Raw genomic sequence first — 17,456 nt, forward strand, 5'->3', positions numbered from 1 at the left:
GAAGAAATGTCGATCTACCTCAACAAGGACTCCAAGGTCATCGTCCAGGGCATCACCGGTGGCGAGGGCACGAAGCACACTGCACTCATGCTGAAGGCAGGCACCCAGGTCGTCGGCGGCGTCAACGCGCGCAAGGCCGGAACGACCGTCTCGCACACGGACAAGGACGGCGGCGCGGTCGAGCTCCCCGTCTTCGCATCCGTCGCAGAAGCCATGAAGGAGACCGGCGCCGACGTGTCGATCGCCTTCGTCCCGGGCGCCTTCACGAAGGACGCGATGATCGAGGCCATCGACGCCGAGATCCCGCTGCTCGTCGTCATCACCGAGGGCGTCCCCGTCGGTGACTCGGCAGAGGCATGGGCGTACGCGCAGAGCAAGGACAACAAGACCCGCATCATCGGCCCGAACTGCCCCGGCATCATCACGCCTGGTGAGGCGCTCGTCGGCATCACCCCGGCGAACATAACCGGCAAGGGCCCGATCGGTCTCGTCTCGAAGTCGGGCACCCTGACGTACCAGATGATGTTCGAGCTGCGCGACCTCGGCTTCTCGACCGCCATCGGCATCGGCGGCGACCCGGTCATCGGCACCACGCACATCGACGCGCTCGCAGCGTTCGAGGCCGACCCCGAGACCAAGGCCATCGTCATGATCGGCGAGATCGGTGGTGACGCTGAAGAGCGTGCCGCCGACTACATCAAGGCGCACGTCACCAAGCCGGTCGTCGGCTACGTCGCGGGCTTCACGGCTCCTGAGGGAAAGACCATGGGCCACGCCGGCGCCATCGTCTCCGGCTCCGCAGGCACCGCCCAGGCGAAGAAGGAGGCCCTTGAGGCCGCCGGAGTCAAGGTCGGAAAGACGCCGTCCGAGACGGCTGACCTGATGCGCGCGATCGTCGAAGCGCTGTAAGAGCTGTTCTGAACGACGGCCTCGGGGATATCCCCGGGGCCGTCGTTCATTTCTGGGCCCGCTGCGAGGGGCGCGACACCGCATCGAGCAGGACGTCGAGCGACTCGTGCGCGCGGGACCGCGCCACGGAGTCTCCAGGGTGCTCCGACAGCCATAGGGCGAGTTCGTTCATCGCCCCCGAAAGCGTGGCGGTGAGTGCGTCGAGAAGTGCCGCATCGACTCCAGCCTCGGCCAGTCCTTCACTCAGCAGAACCGTTGGTCCGTCGGAATCGAGGCGACGCCAGTCTTCCCAGCTCAATACCGCGGGCCCGTCGATCAGCAGGACGCGCGCCGCCGCGCCGCGGGTTATCGCGTCGAGAAATGCGTGGCTGCCGATCCGGAGGCCGTCAGTGCCGTCCCGCTCATCAGTGGCTTCCGCGATCGCTTCCGCGATGTGCTGCTGCTGCGCGGACGCGACGGCCGTGAACAGCTGCGGTTTCGAGCGGTAGTGATGATAGACCGCACCTCGCGTGACGTCAGCCGCGCGCGCCACCTCGTCGACCGAGACAGCCGCGTACCCCTTCTCGGCGAAGTGGGTGGTGGCGACTTCGAGGATGCGTCTTGCGGTCTCGGCCGCGTGTGCGGCAGATGTTCTCGCCATGTTGTTTCCTTACGTGCGGTGTGTATGTATTCTAGGTCCGTAAATACAAACACTCTGTACGTAAAGGATCAGGATGAACATCACAAGCTTCTATCCGGTACTCATGGTCGATGACGTCGCGGCATCCGCGCGGTTCTATCGGGAGGTGCTGGGTTTCGAGACGACCTTCGAGGCTGACTGGTACGTGAGTCTGAAGCACGATGCCGGTGAGTTGGCGATCCTCGACCGGACGCATGAGACGATTCCGAACGGCTTTCGAGTATCGGCCGCCGGTCTGCTGCTCAATGTGGAAGTACCGGATGCCGCCGCTGAGCATGCGCGGATGGTCGATGAGCTGCACCTGCCGGAACGGCTGGCGTTGCGCGATGAGGCATTCGGGCAACGGCACTTCATCGTGGAAGCGCCGGGCGGGCTGCTCATCGACGTGATCGAGCCGATCGAACCGTCGGACGAGTACGGCGCGGCGTACGCGGGGCAGTGATCGCATCTGGGAGCGCTCCCAAAGCCCGATAGGCTGGGTGATTCGTTGCCCCCGCGCTGTGGCTGTTCGGCCGTCGCGGGGGCATTTTCATGTGTTCTCTGGGGAGGGGAAACTTGTCTCATTTCAGCGCATTCGCGCACTCTGCATCCGATTCAGGAATCGATCGTCGCGCGGTGCTCAAGGCCACCGCATGGTCGGTTCCCGTCATCGCCGTCGCCGTCGCCACGCCGCTGGCAGCCGCATCGGTCGCGACGCCCGTCGTGTGCACCGTCGTGCCGGTGGGGGAGTTCGTCGTGTCCGGCGGCGTACTCAGCGACAACGGCGCTCAAGGGACCGTCCCGACACAGAACGGATACTTCGGCACGGGTTGGACCCCAGCGAAGGCGCCCTCTGGTGATGCGGCCAGCGGCTACACGCAGACCGATGCGGCCGTCGCTCCTGCGCCTGCCAGCTGGTGGCAGGGCGGTGGTGAGATCGACGAACCCGGCTTCTTGTCGCTGGATGACCACAACAACACCGCGGGTGCCGCATCCGATCCTGTCACCGTTACACTGCGGTTCGCGGCGGGCGTCGCCGCGGGCGTCACCTACCAGTTCGCGCTTCCGATCTACACTTCCGCTGCCTATCTCGGCACGCAGCATCTTGATGTGTCGATAGCGGGCGCCGGTGTCTCGCTGCCCAACATCGTGCAGGGCTACGTCGGCGACAGGACGACGTCGGATGTGCCAGCCGAGTTGAGCGCCTATCCTGCCTTCTCCGCATCCCAGCAGCCGGGAGCCTCGTTCACGCCGACCAGCGACGGCACCGTGATGTTCACGTACACGTTCACGCTGTCGCACGTGATCGCGGGGCAGCGTCAGAACGCGGACATGCTCGTCCAGGCGCCGAAGCTGCTCAGCTGCGCGTGAGCAGCATCTGATCCCGGGGCGGATGCTGCATGCATCCGCCCCGGGATCTCCGGCTGCTCAGTCGAGAATCGCGTATGCCTCGACCTCGACGAGCACGTCCGGCTCGAACAGGATGTCGACACCGATGAGGGATGCCGGGGGCAGAGGCAGCTCGAGTCCGATCTCCTCGGCGACGTTCTCGACCCCCTGCGTGAACGCACCCATGTGCTCGGGGCGCCATTGCGTGACGAAGAAGCGCAGCCGCACGACGTCGGCGAAGGTCGCACCGGCGCCGGCCAGAGCGCGGGCGGCGTTGCGCAGCGACTGCTCGACCTGACCGGTCAGATCGCCGGTGGCCACATGCGCGCCGTCGGCATCGCGTGCGATCTGCCCGGCGACGTGGACGTGCCGCGTGCCGGTCGCGACGGACACGTGGTGGTAGGGAACGGGCTGCAGGAGGCCGTCGGGGCTGAACGTCTTGACGGGCATGGGAAGTGTCCTCTCGTGAGTGGTATCCCATGTCTACTTGGTATGCAGCGGCTACTTCAACGAGACTAGGTTTCATGCAGGAGACCGACGACCGACCGATCATCACCGGCGCCCACCGCGAACTGCTCGACCAACTGCTCGACAAGTGGTCGCTGCATGTGCTCGACCAGTTGTGCGAGCACGGCGCACTGCGGTTCAACGCCTTGCGTCGGATGATCCCGGCGATCACGCAGAAGTCGCTCACGGCGACCTTGCGGCGTCTCGAGCGCAACGGCATGGTCGAGCGCGTCGTCGTGAGCGATCGGCCTGTCGCGGTAGAGTACCGCATCGCGCCCGTCGGTCAGGGACTGCAGGACCTCATCGACGCGTTGCTGCTCTGGACGACAGCGCACCTTCCCGAGGTGGAACGGGCGCGCGAGCGCTTCGACGGCTCGCTGATCTGAAGGGCGGATGCCGCAGCATCCGCCCTTCGAACATCAATGTGTCAGATGCCGACGCCGAAGAGCGCTTCGATCGGTCCGCGGGCGAAGAAGAGCACGAAACCGGCGGCGACGATCCACAGCAGCGGGTGGATGGTCTTCGCCTTGCCCGAGAGGGCGTTCACGACGACCCAGCTGACGAAGCCCGCGCCGATGCCGTTGGCGATCGAGTACGTCATCGGCATCACCGTGGCGGTGAGGAACACCGGCAGCAGCACGCGGAAGTCGCCGAAGTCGATGTGCCTGATCTGCGAGAGCATCATCGCACCGACCAGCACGAGCGCGGCCGCGGCGACAGCCCCGGGAACCAGGGACGTGAGCGGGGTGAAGAACATCGCGAGCAGGAACAGCGCACCGGTCACGGACGTCGCGAGACCAGTGCGTGCACCCTCGCCGATCCCGGAGCCGGATTCGACGAACACCGTCGCCGACGACGATGATGTCGCGCCACCGACGATCGCGCCGACGCCCTCGACGACCAGTGCCGACTTGATGCGCGGGAAGTCGCCCTTCGCATCCGCGAGATCGGCTTCCTTGGCGAGGCCGGTCATGGTGCCCATGGCGTCGAAGAAGTTCGAGAACACGAGAGTGAAGACGAACATGACGAGTGCGACGAAGCTGACCTTCGTGAAGTCGAAGCTGAAATCGACCGCGCCGATCAGGCTGAGATCGGGCAGGCTCATGATGCCGCCGGCGAAACCGAAATCGAGGCCGAACGGCCAGATCATGTTCACGATCGCGGCGAGCACGGTGCCGCCGACGAGAGCGATCAGGATGGCGCCCTTGAGGCGTACGGCGATCAGCACTCCGCCGAGCAGGAGCGTGATCACGAACAGCAGGGTCGGCACGGTCGCCACAGAACCGCCCACACCCAGATCAACCGGGGGAGAGGCGTTGTCCGTCGCGGTGACGAAGCCCGCGTTCACAAAGCCGATGAAGGCGATGAACAGGCCGATGCCGACGGTGATGGCGAGCTTGAGCTGCACGGGCACCGCGTCGAAGATCATCTTCCGAAGGCCGGTGGCGGCGAGCAGCACGATGATCGCGCCGTTGATCATGACGAGAGCCATGGCCTCGGGCCATGTCACCGATCCGACCACCGAGAACGCGAGGAAGGCGTTGATGCCCAGTCCTGCGGCGAACGCGAACGGCAGTCTGGTGATGATGCCGAACAGCAGCGTCATGACTCCGGCGGTCAGCGCCGTGGCCGCCGCGACCGCGCCGCCGTCGAGCACCGTGCCGTCGACGTCCGGCGTGGAGAGGATGATCGGGTTGAGGATCACGATGTAGGCCATCGTGACGAAGGTCACGACTCCGCCGCGCACCTCGGTGCCGATGGTGGAGCCTCGTCTGCTGATCTCGAAGAAGCGATCCAGCGCGTTCTTCGGCTCAGCGGTGTGCTCCGGGGCGGGCGATGGGGCAGTTGTCATCGGGAACCTCCGTGGAGACGATATCGTGTCCGCGGCGTCGCGCGCGCCACCGTGGGCCAGTCAGGTTCTCGTCGTAGTCTCGTTGAGACATGCAACGCCTCCTCGTCGCGATCCTCGCCGCGGTCGATGCCGCCATCGCGGCCGCCGTCGGCCTCGCCGTGCTGCTCGCGCCCCTCACGCTGCTGTGGACGCTCGCTTTCGGGGCGACCGCCGATTGGGGAGCGCTCTGGCCGGCATCCGCGACGCTCTGGCAGTTCGGTCACGGGGTGCCGCTGGAGATCGTCATCCCCGATGAGGTCGTGACAGCGGTCGGCATCTCACCGGATGCCGCGCGCTTCACGCTCTCGCTCACGCCGCTGGCCTTCCTGATCTTCACTCTGCTGTTCGCGGCACGCTCCGGCACGAGAGCTGCGCGCTCGGGCACGTGGCTGCTCGGCGTCATCGCCGGGTCGGTCACCTTCGCGCTGATCGCGGCAGGGGTGGCGTCGACGTCGCACATCGCCGGCGCTGAGGCATCTTTCGCGCTCTCCATCGTTCTGCCGTCGTCCGTCTATCTCGTGGGCGCGCTCTGCGGTGCCCTCCGCTACGCCTGGCGAGAGGGGGACGGCGGCATCGTCGACCGCCTGCACGACATTGCGGACGGCTGGGGCGACTGGGGCGTCCTGCCCACCGAGATCGTGCGCGGCACCACCGTGGTGATCGTGAGCCTGGCGGGGATCGCGGGCGTGGCCGTCGCCGTGGCCGTGGCCCTGCGCGGCGGCGAGGTGGTCGCCCTCTTCGAGGCCGCGCGCGTCGATGCGACGGGGGTCACCATCCTCACGCTCGGTCACCTCGCCTACCTGCCGACGCTGCTCGTGTGGGCCGTCGCGTGGCTGGCGGGTCCCGGAGTCGCGGTGGGCGCAGGCACCGCCGTCTCTCCGGCAGGTACTCAGCTCGGCGTCGTCCCCGGCATCCCCATGTTCGGCCTGCTGCCGGAGAACAGCTCCATCTGGATGCTCATCGTCGTGCTGCTCCCGGTCGGCGCCGGCGCGTTCGCCGGCTGGATCGTGCGCTCGAGGCTCGTGTGGGAGAACGTCGCCCGCCCGCTGGGTCCGCGGCTCGCGATCACGGTCGGCATCGCGCTGGGCAGCGCGGGCGTCGTCGCTATCGCCGCTGCGCTGGCATCCGGCTCCATCGGGCCCGCACGACTGGCCGAGGCCGGGCCGCACGTCGGGTGGACCGCGCTCGCGATCGGCGCAGAGGTGCTGGTGGGCGCGGCGATCCTGCTGCTCGCACCGCGGCACCGCGACGAGCTCGCGGAGGAGCGCACTGATCGCTGGGTCGCCGAGATGGGCGCGTCTCCGACTGCGGATGCCGGTGCACCATCGAGTGCTGCGGCGGGGGACACGCCTGCCGCTGACGATCCCGATGCGAACGACACGGCACCGCTGGACGAGCACGGATTCTTCGGGGACGGCAGCACTCCCACGCACCGCTAGACTGGCCGGGTGCTCACGGTCGCCGTTCTCATCTCGGGCACCGGCTCGAATCTCCGCGCTCTGCTCGAGGCCGCACGCCACCCCGACTTCCCTGCGCGGATAGTCGTGGTCGGCGCCGATCGCGACGCCGAAGGGCTCGCCCATGCTGAGGAGTTCGGCGTTCCCACCTTCACGGCCCCGTTCCGCGCCTTCGACGATCGCGAAGCATGGGGGCAGGAGCTCGGACGTCAGCTCGACGCCTGGAACCCCGACCTCCTCGTGCTCAGCGGGCTCATGCGCCTGCTGCCGGCATCGCTGGTGGCGCGCTACAGCCCGCGGATCGTCAACACTCATCCCGCATACCTGCCCGAGTTCCCCGGCGCTCACGGCGTCCGCGACGCTCTCGCCGCCGGTGCGCGGCAGACCGGTGCCAGCGTCATCGTCGTCGACGACGGCATCGACAGCGGGCCGATCCTCGCGCAGGAGCGCATTCCCGTGCTCGAGGACGACACCGAACAGACTCTGCACGAGCGCATCAAGCCCGTGGAACGGCGGCTGCTCATCGACGTCGTTCGACGCATCGCCACGGGCGATCTGGCGCTGACACACTGATTTCCGCCCCCCTGTACCGCATCCGAAAATCGCATGAAGGAGCCCTCCATGGCCGGTCCGCGCCACGACTCGTCCCTGTACCGCGAACGCGACACCGTACCGATCCGGCGCGCACTCGTCTCGGTGAGCGACAAGACAGATCTGCTCGAACTGGCGGCCGCGCTGGCCGGCGCCGGCGTCGAGATCGTGTCGACGGGGTCGACGGCGGCGACGATCCGCGACGCCGGCCATGAAGTCACCGACGTCGCAGCGGTCACCGGCGTGGCCGAGATGCTCGACGGCCGGGTCAAGACGCTGCACCCGCGCGTCCACGGCGGCCTGCTCGCCGACCTTCGCCTGGAGGACCACGAACGCCAGCTCGCCGAACTCGAGATCGAGCCGTTCGAGCTCGTCGTCGTGAACCTGTACCCCTTCGTCGAGGCTGTCGCATCCGGGGCATCCGGCGACGACGCCGTCGAGCAGATCGACATCGGTGGCCCCGCCATGGTGCGCGCTGCCGCGAAGAACCACGCCAACGTCGCGATCGTCGTGTCGCCCGAGTCGTATCCGGCGATCATCGAGGCCGTCGCCGCCGGAGGCACGACGCTTTCGCAGCGCCGAGAACTCGCCGCTCGCGCGTTCGCGCACACCTCCAGCTACGACACCGCCGTCGCCGCCTGGTTCGCGGAGGGGACGCTCAACGACGGCGGCGAGCTGCCGGAGCACTTGACGATCAAGGCCGAGCGCCTGTCGACCCTGCGCTACGGCGAGAACGCCCATCAGCGCGGCGCGATCTACACCCGCGTCGGCGGTCACGGCATCGCACAGGCCGTGCAGCTGCAGGGCAAGGAGATGTCGTACAACAACTACGTCGACGCGGATGCCGCGCTGCGCGCCGCCTTCGACATGGTGCTGCCTGCCGTCGCGATCGTGAAGCACGCGAACCCGTGCGGCATCGCGACGACGGCGCCGAACGCCCTCGACCCCATCGCCAGCGCGCACCTGCGCGCGCACGAGTGCGACCCGGTGTCGGCGTACGGCGGCGTGATCGCCACGAACGGCACAGTGACGCTGAAGATGGCCGAGAACCTCAAGGACATCTTCACCGAGGTCATCGTGGCCCCGTCGTTCGAGCCGGAGGCTCTGGCGGTGTTCAAGGCGAAGAAGAATCTACGCGTGCTGCAGTTGCCTGACGACTGGCAGCAGGAGCAGATGGATGTGCGCCTGGTGTCCGGCGGGCTCCTGCTGCAGGATGCCGACCGCTTCCCCGACGAGATCGGCGCCGTGGCGGACAACTGGCAGCTCATCACGGGCGAGCGCCCCGCGGACGACGAGATGTCGGATCTCATCTTCGCGTGGAAGGCCTGCCGCGCAGTGAAGTCCAACGCGATCGTGCTCGCGCAGGGCAAGGCCACGGTCGGCATCGGCATGGGCCAGGTCAATCGTGTCGACTCGTGCCGCCTCGCGGTCGAGCGCGCAGGCGATCGGGTCAAGGGATCGGTCGCGGCATCCGACGCGTTCTTCCCGTTCGCCGACGGCCCTCAGATCCTGATCGACGCGGGCGTCAAGACGATCATCCAGCCCGGTGGATCCGTGCGCGACAACGAGGTCATCGCTGCGGCGGAGGCCGCCGGGGTGACGATGTTCTTCACGGGGGAGCGCCACTTCTTCCACTGAGTCCGGCGGGCCCGCCGCGCGACGGATCGTCAGAGATGCACCTGGCGATCCGCCGCGGCGATCGTCGCCGGGCGGTGTGCGATCAGCAGGATCGCCCTGTCCTCGTCACCGCGCAGCAGCTCGAGGATCGCCTCGTCCGCCTCCGGATCGAGGGACGCCGTGGCCTCGTCGAGCACCAGCACTCGTGGGTCTCGGAGCAGCGCACGGGCGATCGCGACGCGCGCTCGCTGACCGCCGGAGAGCCCTGCGCCGTGCTCGCCGATCGGAGTCTCCAGCCCGATGGGCAGCGCGGCCTCCGCGGAGAGCAGCCCCGCGGACGCCGCCGCGCGTCGAATCGACTGCTCACTGGCATCCGGATCGCCCAACGTGATGTTGGAGCGGATGGTGCCTTGCAGCAGTGGCGATGACTGCGGTACGACGGCGACGAGGCGGCGCAGATCTCGATCCGCCAGAGCACGGATGTCGATCCCGTCCATACGCACAGCGCCGGCATCCGGATCCCAGAGGCGCAGCGCCAACCGGGCCGCAGTCGTCTTGCCGGCGCCGGACGCTCCGACAAGCGCGACGGTCTCGCCAGGACGAACGTGCAGGTCGAATCGGTCGAACACAGCTGTACTCCCGTCATAGCTGAAGCCGACGCGGTCGAACACCAGGCCCTTTTCCTCGCGGGGTTCTGCCGTCGGTGAGAATGCAGCTGTCGAAGCCGGTTCGTCGAAGGCCTCCACGATCCTCTCTGCCGAAGCGCGGAGCATTCCGGCGCCGCGGAGCAGATCGATGATCTGTGCCGCCGGTCCCAGCCCGGCGACCGACACCGCCACGGCCAGGGGGACATCGGCCGGGTCGAGGCGCGAACCTGCCAGGAGCGCGATGCTGACGGCTCCGATGACCGCAGCGGCGAGCGTCAGATCAGCGATCCCGCGCTCCAGCCCCACTCGAGCCGCATCTTTCACCTGGACTCGCGCCAGCCGTCGCTCCTCCTCGGTGATGCGGTCGATCCGAGCCTCGAGGGCATCCGCACCGCGCAACTCACGCACACCCCGCATCGTGTCGAGCAGTTCCGACCGGACATTGCCCGCCCCCGCGGCGAGCGCGGCGCCGTTGCGGGCTGCGATACGCGCTGTGCACAGCGGGACGGCGACGGCGATCAGCAGCAGCGGAAGCCACACCGCGAGCAGCGCAGGGTTGATCGTCAGCGAGACGACTGCGCTCGCCGACAGCACCAGCACCGCCGACAGCGTCTGCGCCACCGTGTGCGCGTACAGCCACTCCAAGGTCTCGATGTCCGCGACCAGAGTCGACACGAGATCCCCGGTGCGGCGGGGGCGGCGTCGAGAAGGCAGCGCTCGCCGCAGGGAGGTGAAGACCCGCCCTCGCAGCACGCCGATGAGACGGTAGGCGAGGTCGTGCGAGACCCACGATTCGCGCCAGGTCGATGCGGCCACGACCGCGCAGAGCAGCACGAGCATCACGGTGAACGACGGGAAGTCCTCACCGGAGCCGGTGACGACCCGGCCGACGACCACGGCGAGGCCGAGGGCGATCGCCAGGGTCGCGCCCTGGACGACGACGCTCCACAGCACGGTCTCGATGAACCGCCCACGATATGTGGCGATGACGGGAAGCAGCCGGCGGATCGCTTTCATCGAGCGCTCCCGATGTGGATCCGGGCATGCGGTCGACCACGTGCAGGAGGTCCGTCTCCCGACGAGATGATGCCGCCCTGGTCGAGGGCGATCCAGCGATCGGCGTGAACGCATGCGCTCTCGCGATGGGCGATGAGGATCGTCGTGCGTCGCGGATCGTGAGCGTCGACGCCGTCCATGACGCGCCGTTCAGTCTCGGCGTCGAGCGCAGACGTCACCTCGTCGAGGATGAGCACGGGTGCGCGAGCGACCAGGGCGCGCGCGATCGCCAGGCGCTGCCGCTGACCACCGGACAACTGATCACCGTTCTCGCCGAGGACGGTGTCGTATCCCTCCGGGAGATCGCGGATGACCTGGTCGATGTCGGCCGCAACCGCCGCCTGCTGTATCTCGGCATCGCTCGCATGCTGCCGGTACAGCCGAAGATTCTCCTGCACTGACCACGCGAACAGCACCGGATCCTGGGGGACCGTCACCACACTCCGCGCGAGGGCCGATCTTGTGCGCTGCGGCAACGGGATGCCGTCGAGGAGGATGTCACCGTCGTCGGGGTCGATCTCGCGCTCGAGCAGCCGTCCGAGCGTGCTCTTGCCTGATCCGGATGCGCCGAGGATCGCGACGGTCTCGCCCGATTCGATCTCAAGCGTGATCCCGCGGATTCCGCTGTCGGTACCCGGGTACCTGTACGTCAGATCGCGGATGGAGATCTCTGCGCCCCCCGCCGCGGGTGTGGCGACTGTGCCGTCATCGGGCACCGCCGCGTGCAGCGAGAGCAGCCGGTCGAGCCCATCGACGGCAGTGAGTCCGAGGTAGCCCGCATGCCAGTGCGTGCTCAGTTCGGAGAGCGGGCGGAAGCACTCGCGCGACAGCAGCAGCACGACGATCGCTGTCGTCGCAGGGCTTCCGGTGAGTACAGCGGATGCCGCGGCGAGGACGGCGAGGACGGTCCCCAGATGCATCGCCAGCGCGCTCAGTCCGCTCTCGATCAGAGAGACGCGCATCTGCGCCATGGTCGACAGGCGCAGTGCCTCGGCCCGCTGCTCGAGTTCGGTTCCGAATCTCTCGGCGGCTCCGAACGCCCGCAGCAGCGGGATCGACTGCAGCGCTTCGACGTAGTCGCCGGACAGCCGAGCAAACGCAGCCCAGCGGGATCGTCCGTTGCGCAGCAGACGGGCGTCCCACAACCGTGGGACGATGACCGCCGAGGCACCGGCGACCGCGAGCACGGCCCCTGCGCCGACATCCTGAGCAGACACCAGCGCGATGATCGTCGCGGGCACCAGGAGCACCACGACGAGCTGCGGCAGGTAGCGCGTGTAGTAGGCATCGAGGCCGTCCACGCCGTCGATGACCGTCGCCGCCGTGTCTCCGGAGCGGCGCTCCGCTGCGGGGATGTCGGCTGTCCTCGCCAGCAGACGCCTGCGCAGCGCGATGCGCACTGACGCGCCGATCCGTGCCGCAAGCGGTTCGCGCAGCCAGACCACACCTGCTCTGGCGAGCGCCACGACCACGAGGATGATCAGCGCGAAACCGACGTCCCCGTCTCCACGAACCAGCGCAGTGATCACTGCCGCCGTGACGAAAGCGAACGTCACATGCAGCCCGGAGATCAGCATCCCCACCGCGGCGAGCGCCGCGATCGCGCCCGGCACCGCGCCGGCGAGCTGGAGGAGACGTCGGTGGATCACCGGTCAGAACCGCTCGGGGTAGAGGTGCTCCGCAATCTGGCGCACGACGCTGATGTTGCCGAGCGTCCCGGGGAACATGTCGGCGCTGGCGACGGCGATCAGTCGGTCTTCCTTCACAGCGGGCATGTCCGGGAAGGTGGTCGTGAGGTACGCGCGCACCGCGGCTTCGTGCTCCGCATCGTTCACGGAGAAGACGATTGCATCCGGCTGCTCCGCGGCCAACGACTCCGGCGTGATCGTCGCGGCGAAGAAGTCGGAGAACGCGGGCTGGTCGGGCGTGTAGACGGTGTCCGCACCTGCGAGCGTCAGGATGTCGTGCTCGACGCCGGCGCCGATAGCGGACAGCGTCGTGCCCTCGACATAGACCTCGGCGACCCGAAGCCGGTCGACGCCCTCGATCACGGCGGCGACCTCGGCGAGATCCGACCGCGCGTCATCGATGAGCTCTGCCGCCGCGTCCTGCACCGCGAAGATCTCGCCGAGGTTCTCCAGGTCGATGAACAGGTCCGCCACTTCGCCGCTCATGCGACGGTCGAAGCATCCGCCGGTGGCGACGTACACCGCTGCCCCCGCTTCCTCGAGCTGCGCGATGCTGGCGAAGCCCTGCTCGGCGGTGAACTCGTAGGTCGTGGGCGAGTACACGAAGTCGGGCGCGACTGCCAGCAGATCCTCACGACTCGGAGGCGTGAGCCCGGCGAGCACCGGAACGTCTGCGGCGAGGGAGGCGACGTCGTCCGGCAAGGCCAGGGCGGTGGCCTGCGCCTGTCCTACGAGCCGATCCGCGAGGCCGAGGCGCAGCAGGAGTTCCGTCTGCGAGGGATGCATCCCGACGACCGCCTCCGGTGCGCCGTCGACGACGATCTCACGACCGCAGTTCTGCAGGCTCGTCCGCTGCGCGTCGTCGGTGTCGTCGGCGGGCGTCGACGCGACGGAGGAGCCGCAGCCGGTGGCGAGCAGCGCGGCGACGGCGAGGGTGGATGCCCCGGCGACGCGAAGCGCGATGGAGGAAGAGGATGTCATGGTCGGACACTTTCTGTTCGGGTGGTCGATTGCACGGGTGCGTGCCGTTCTTCGTTCTGGCGGTGGAAGGCGAGCACCTGGCCGGCGCGGTCGCCTATGAGGCGTGCATCGACGCCGAATGTCGCGCGGATGAGGTCGGGAGTCAGGATCTCCGACGGTGGGCCTTGAGCAACGACACCGCCATCGGCGAGCACCACGACGCGGTCGCAGTATTGAAGTGCGAGATTCAGATCGTGCAGGGCGGCGATCACCGTGCGTCCCAGTCCGCGGACGATGCTCATCAGCTCGAGCTGGTGTCGGATGTCCAGATGATTGCTCGGCTCATCGAGCACGAGAACCGGTGTCTGCTGGGCGAGCGCCCTGGCCAGCATGACGCGCTGTCGCTGGCCGCCCGACAGCGTGGCTGCCATCCGCTCCGCAAGATCGCTCACGTCGACGCTGCGCATCGCCTCGTCGACGATCCTCAGGTCCTCGGCACTGTCGCGTCCGAAAGAGGCCCGGTGCGGCGCGCGCCCGAGCAGCACGAGCTCGTGCACGGTGAGATCGAAATCAGTGTGCGGATCCTGAAGCATGACGGCGACGGCACGGGCCGCTTCTCGTCCACTGAGGCGGTGCACATCCGTGCCGTCGACGCGTACCTGGCCCTCTCGTGGACGCACGGCACGATACAGGGTCCGCAGCAGGGTGGACTTTCCACTGCCGTTCGGGCCGATCAGGCCCACGACACTTCCCGAGTCAGCGGTCAATGATGCTTCGTGCACGATGTCGCGGCCGCCCAGGGCGACGGTGACGCCATCGAACTCGACCTTCATCGGCCGAACCCCGCCTGCTCGGCGCCGCTTCGACGCATCAGCCAGAGGAAGAAGGGGGCGCCGACGAATGCGGTGAGGATCCCCAGCGGAATCTCGGTCGGCATGGCGACGGTGCGAGCGAGAAGGTCGGCGATCATCAGGAAGACCGCCCCGCCGAGTACGGTCACCGGCAGCATCCGTCGGTGATCGGCCCCCACCACTATGCGGGCGATGTGCGGGATGACGAGGCCGACGAAGCCGATGCCGCCTGCCACGGCGACGACAGCTCCGGTGAGGAGCGACGCCATGACGAGCATCAGCGCCCGCAACCGCGAGGGATTCACGCCGAGTGATGTCGCGGATTCGTCTCCGGTCATGAGGGCGTTGAGCGAGCGCGAGAGGAACATCGCCACGACGATCGCGACAGCGAGAGCGATCGCCGGCCCGAGGAGGCTCGGCATCGTCGCGGCCGAGACACTGCCGAGGAGGAAGAACAGGACGCTCACGACGTTCTGCGCGTCGGTCGAGATCGTGAGGTAGCTCGTGATCGCGCTGAAGAGCGTTCCGAGGGCGACGCCGGCGAGGATCATGCGCGTCGGGGACAGTGCGCCGTCCTTCCTCGCCATCACGGCGACGCATGCGCACGCGATGACAGCCCCGATGAAGGCGGCGATGTTGAGTGAGAGGCCGCCCAGCGTCGCCGATCCCAGCACGATGACGAGTACCGCGCCCACGCTCGCACCGGAGGAGACACCGAGGATGTACGGTTCGGCGAGCGGGTTGCGCACGGTGACCTGCATGAGCGCCCCGGCGAGAGCCAGCCCTGCGCCGGCGAGGCCCGCCAGAAGGGCGCGGGGGAGGCGGAACTGCCAGACGGCCTGATCCTGCAGCGGGGTCAGGGAGCCGTCCGACATCCACGCCATCCCGGGAAGCAGATGCCCCAGGACGATCTGTGCGGCCTGCACGGGATCGACATGAACCGCCCCGACCGCGCCCGAGACGATCACGAGCAGCACGATCACCAGACCCAGCGCGACGCTGATCCACGAGGTGCGGCGAGCCAGCCGGCTCCCGGGGCGCGGGGTGCTCTCGCGGTGCGGGGGACCGACGTGCAGTGATGGCGGTTCGGTGAGGTGGGACACAAGCGCTCACCCTACTGAGAATGATTATCGAATTCAATACGACGCGCTCCGGGGTCTTTCGAACGTCAGTACTGCCGTGTCTGATTTCCGCGAGTCAGCGGCATTCGGACGTGTCAGAGTGTAGGCATGACCTTCCCCTCACTGAGCACGATGAGCTTCGATGAGCGATACCGGGCGATCGATGCGCGCGACATCCGCTTCGACGGCCAGTTCGTCACGGCCGTGCACTCGACCGGCATCTACTGCCGCCCGTCGTGCCCGGCGCGCACGCCGAAGCGGGAGAACGTCAGCTTCTATCCGACGAGTGCCGCAGCGCATGAAGCCGGTTTTCGCGCCTGCAAACGCTGCCTGCCCGAGGCGGCACCCGGATCGCCTGCGTGGGACCTCCGCGGCGACGCGGCCGCGCGCGCCATGAGGCTCATCGCCGACGGCGTCGTCGAGCGGGAAGGGGTCTCCGGGCTCGCCGCGCGGCTCGGCTACTCCTCTCGTCATCTCACCCGACTGCTGACCGCTGAACTCGGAGCCGGACCACTCGCCCTCGCTCGTGCGCATCGTGCCCACAACGCGCGGATGCTGCTCGTCGGCACTGACCTGCCGATCTCTGACATCGCCTTCTCTGCCGGATTCGCCAGCATCCGCCAGTGCAACGACACGATCCGAGAAGTGTTCTCGCTGACCCCCACCGAATTGCGTGCACGGCGAAAGATCTCGCCGGTCGCGATGCCGGGGGCGATCGACCTGCTCCTCCCGCATCGGGAGCCGATGGATGCGGCCGGTATCTTCGCGTGGATGGCTGCACGCGCCCTGCCCGGGGTGGAGAACACGACCGCGAATTCGTTCTCCAGGCACCTGCGCATGCCAGGCGGCCCCGCGTGGTTCGAGGTGCGCCAGGACGGTGCTTCCGCGCTGCGCCTGCGCGCTCGAGTCGCCCAACTCGGCGACCTCGCCCCGCTCGTCGCGACCGCTCGGCGGATATTCGATCTGGATGCCGACCCGATCGCCGTCGACGCGGCGCTGTCTGCGCACCCGCTGATCGCTCCGCTCGTCGCGCGCGTGCCCGGCATCCGCGTGCCCGGCGCGGCGGACCCGCATGAGATGCTCATCCGGGCGATGGTCGGTCAGCAGATCACGGTCGTCGCAGCCCGCACGGCGCTCACGGCGCTGGCCGTGGCGCTGGGGGAGAAGGTCGAGGACGGGCACCTCTTCCCGACGATGTCCGCGATCGCCGAGCGCGGCGCGGAAGTACTGCGCGGTCCGGCCGCGCGCATCAGAGCCATCACCGGTGCCGCCGCGGCTCTCGCCGACGGATCGCTGACGCTCACGGTCGGAGACGACCGTTCGGCGCAGCGTGCCGCGCTCCTCGCCATGCCGGGGATCGGCCCGTGGACCGCGGACTACGTGCGGATGCGCGTGATCGGCGACCCGGATGTCTTCCTCCCCGGCGATGTCGCCGTACGCGCCGGGGCCGCGGCATCCGGACTCCCGTCAGATCCGAAACCTCTCACCGCCTGGGCCGAGCGCATCGCGCCCTGGCGCAGTTATCTCACCGCGCACCTGTGGCGCGCCGCGCCCGTTCGCACTCCCAAGAAAATGAAGACGACGATCAAGGAGCTCTCATGACCGCTCTCATCCAGACCATCGACACCGCAGACGGTGCCTTCACCCTTCTCGTCGACGGCGATCAGCGCGTGCTCGCCTCCGGGTGGACCTCCGATCATGAGGCCATCATCACCCGGCTCGCCGCGCGCACGCGCCCGGCCGACATCCGGGAAGGGGAGACGGATGCTGCGGCGGCCGTCGACGCGTATTACGACGGCGACCTCGCAGCCATCGACTCCGTGCCGGTGCGCCAGTTCGGCACCGAGATGCAGCAGGCCGGCTGGGATGCGCTGCGCCGGATCGCACCGGGGGAGCCGCTGACCTACACGTCCTTCGCCGCGGGGCTCGGCAATCCGCGGGCGGTGCGGGCCGCGGCATCCATCTGCGCGCGCAACGCGCCGGCGCTCTTCGTCCCCTGCCACCGGGTGCTGCGCACAGACGGCTCGCTGGGCGGCTTCGCCTGGGGACTGCCGGTGAAGCAGTCGCTGCTCGAAAGGGAAGCCGCGGCCTGAGCGCGAGGCGCACGCATCAGC

General features: G+C 68.2%; 17 protein-coding genes. 9 read left to right on the forward strand and 8 right to left on the reverse strand.

Translation table 11 applies throughout. The features are described from left to right. The first annotated feature begins 6 nt into the window (after positions 1 to 6). A complete protein-coding gene (gene sucD / locus ACYVG2_RS00820; RefSeq protein WP_460779243.1) occupies positions 7 to 909 on the forward strand; it encodes a succinate--CoA ligase subunit alpha in 903 nt (300 codons plus the stop codon). 46 nt (positions 910 to 955) lie between these two features. Here the strand turns inward: sucD and ACYVG2_RS00825 are convergent, their stop codons facing one another. Continuing rightward, a complete protein-coding gene (locus ACYVG2_RS00825; protein WP_460779244.1) occupies positions 956 to 1,549 on the reverse strand; it encodes a TetR family transcriptional regulator in 594 nt (197 codons plus the stop codon). A gap of 73 nt (positions 1,550 to 1,622) precedes the next feature. Here ACYVG2_RS00825 and ACYVG2_RS00830 point away from each other — a divergent pair, with 73 nt between their 5' ends. Both ACYVG2_RS00830 and ACYVG2_RS00835 read left to right on the forward strand, forming a co-directional pair. Next, positions 1,623 to 2,030, forward strand: coding sequence for a VOC family protein (locus ACYVG2_RS00830; protein ID WP_448965237.1), 408 nt, complete (start codon positions 1,623 to 1,625; stop codon positions 2,028 to 2,030). 113 nt (positions 2,031 to 2,143) lie between these two features. Further along, positions 2,144 to 2,938 (forward strand): hypothetical protein, encoded by a 795-nt coding sequence (locus tag ACYVG2_RS00835; protein WP_460779245.1) that lies wholly within the window; start codon positions 2,144 to 2,146, stop codon positions 2,936 to 2,938. Between the two features lie 57 nt (positions 2,939 to 2,995). Here the strand turns inward: ACYVG2_RS00835 and ACYVG2_RS00840 are convergent, their stop codons facing one another. After that, a complete protein-coding gene (locus ACYVG2_RS00840; protein WP_460779246.1) occupies positions 2,996 to 3,406 on the reverse strand; it encodes a RidA family protein in 411 nt (136 codons plus the stop codon). A gap of 74 nt (positions 3,407 to 3,480) precedes the next feature. On the opposite strand from ACYVG2_RS00840, the gene ACYVG2_RS00845 reads away from it, so the two are divergent. Then, positions 3,481 to 3,849: a winged helix-turn-helix transcriptional regulator gene (locus ACYVG2_RS00845; RefSeq protein ID WP_448965234.1), complete on the forward strand. Its 369-nt coding sequence runs from the start codon at positions 3,481 to 3,483 to the stop codon at positions 3,847 to 3,849. 41 nt (positions 3,850 to 3,890) lie between these two features. Here ACYVG2_RS00845 and ACYVG2_RS00850 read toward each other — a convergent pair whose 3' ends face one another. Further along, positions 3,891 to 5,315: an NCS2 family permease gene (locus tag ACYVG2_RS00850; protein ID WP_460779247.1), complete on the reverse strand. Its 1,425-nt coding sequence runs from the start codon at positions 5,313 to 5,315 to the stop codon at positions 3,891 to 3,893. An 89-nt stretch (positions 5,316 to 5,404) separates the two neighbouring features. On the opposite strand from ACYVG2_RS00850, the gene ACYVG2_RS00855 reads away from it, so the two are divergent. Genes ACYVG2_RS00855 through purH form a run of 3 tightly spaced genes read left to right on the forward strand, consistent with a single transcriptional unit; the run spans position 5,405 to position 9,040 of the window. Next, the gene (locus ACYVG2_RS00855) at positions 5,405 to 6,793 is read left to right on the forward strand and encodes a cell division protein PerM (RefSeq protein ID WP_460779248.1); all 1,389 of its coding nucleotides are present in this window, start codon (positions 5,405 to 5,407) and stop codon (positions 6,791 to 6,793) included. A 9-nt stretch (positions 6,794 to 6,802) separates the two neighbouring features. After that, the gene (gene purN / locus ACYVG2_RS00860; RefSeq protein WP_460779249.1) at positions 6,803 to 7,384 is read left to right on the forward strand and encodes a phosphoribosylglycinamide formyltransferase; all 582 of its coding nucleotides are present in this window, start codon (positions 6,803 to 6,805) and stop codon (positions 7,382 to 7,384) included. 48 nt (positions 7,385 to 7,432) lie between these two features. Beyond that, a complete protein-coding gene (gene purH / locus ACYVG2_RS00865; protein ID WP_460779250.1) occupies positions 7,433 to 9,040 on the forward strand; it encodes a bifunctional phosphoribosylaminoimidazolecarboxamide formyltransferase/IMP cyclohydrolase in 1,608 nt (535 codons plus the stop codon). Between the two features lie 29 nt (positions 9,041 to 9,069). On the opposite strand, the gene ACYVG2_RS00870 is transcribed toward purH, so the two are convergent. The 5 genes from ACYVG2_RS00870 to ACYVG2_RS00890 are packed head-to-tail and all read right to left on the reverse strand — an operon-like array spanning position 9,070 to position 15,324. Beyond that, a complete protein-coding gene (locus ACYVG2_RS00870; protein ID WP_460779251.1) occupies positions 9,070 to 10,683 on the reverse strand; it encodes an ABC transporter ATP-binding protein in 1,614 nt (537 codons plus the stop codon). Beyond that, positions 10,680 to 12,371, reverse strand: coding sequence for an ABC transporter ATP-binding protein/permease (locus ACYVG2_RS00875; RefSeq protein ID WP_460779252.1), 1,692 nt, complete (start codon positions 12,369 to 12,371; stop codon positions 10,680 to 10,682). The genes ACYVG2_RS00870 and ACYVG2_RS00875 overlap by 4 nt, the downstream gene beginning before the upstream one ends. A 3-nt stretch (positions 12,372 to 12,374) precedes the next feature. Then, positions 12,375 to 13,391 carry an ABC transporter substrate-binding protein gene (locus tag ACYVG2_RS00880; RefSeq protein ID WP_460779253.1) on the reverse strand — a complete coding sequence of 339 codons (1,017 nt, stop codon included), beginning with the start codon at positions 13,389 to 13,391 and terminating at the stop codon, positions 12,375 to 12,377. Beyond that, entirely contained in the window at positions 13,388 to 14,203 is an 816-nt protein-coding gene (locus ACYVG2_RS00885; protein ID WP_460779254.1) for an ABC transporter ATP-binding protein, read from the reverse strand. The genes ACYVG2_RS00880 and ACYVG2_RS00885 overlap by 4 nt, the downstream gene beginning before the upstream one ends. After that, entirely contained in the window at positions 14,200 to 15,324 is a 1,125-nt protein-coding gene (locus ACYVG2_RS00890; protein ID WP_460779255.1) for a FecCD family ABC transporter permease, read from the reverse strand. Before ACYVG2_RS00890 ends, ACYVG2_RS00885 begins: the two co-directional genes overlap by 4 nt. Before the next feature lie 126 nt (positions 15,325 to 15,450). Here ACYVG2_RS00890 and ACYVG2_RS00895 point away from each other — a divergent pair, with 126 nt between their 5' ends. Further along, a complete protein-coding gene (locus tag ACYVG2_RS00895; RefSeq protein ID WP_460779256.1) occupies positions 15,451 to 16,944 on the forward strand; it encodes a DNA-3-methyladenine glycosylase 2 family protein in 1,494 nt (497 codons plus the stop codon). Then, the gene (locus ACYVG2_RS00900; protein WP_460779257.1) at positions 16,941 to 17,435 is read left to right on the forward strand and encodes a methylated-DNA--[protein]-cysteine S-methyltransferase; all 495 of its coding nucleotides are present in this window, start codon (positions 16,941 to 16,943) and stop codon (positions 17,433 to 17,435) included. Before ACYVG2_RS00895 ends, ACYVG2_RS00900 begins: the two co-directional genes overlap by 4 nt. Positions 17,436 to 17,456: the final 21 nt, after the last annotated feature.

It is taken from the genome of Microbacterium shaanxiense (assembly GCF_054779995.1).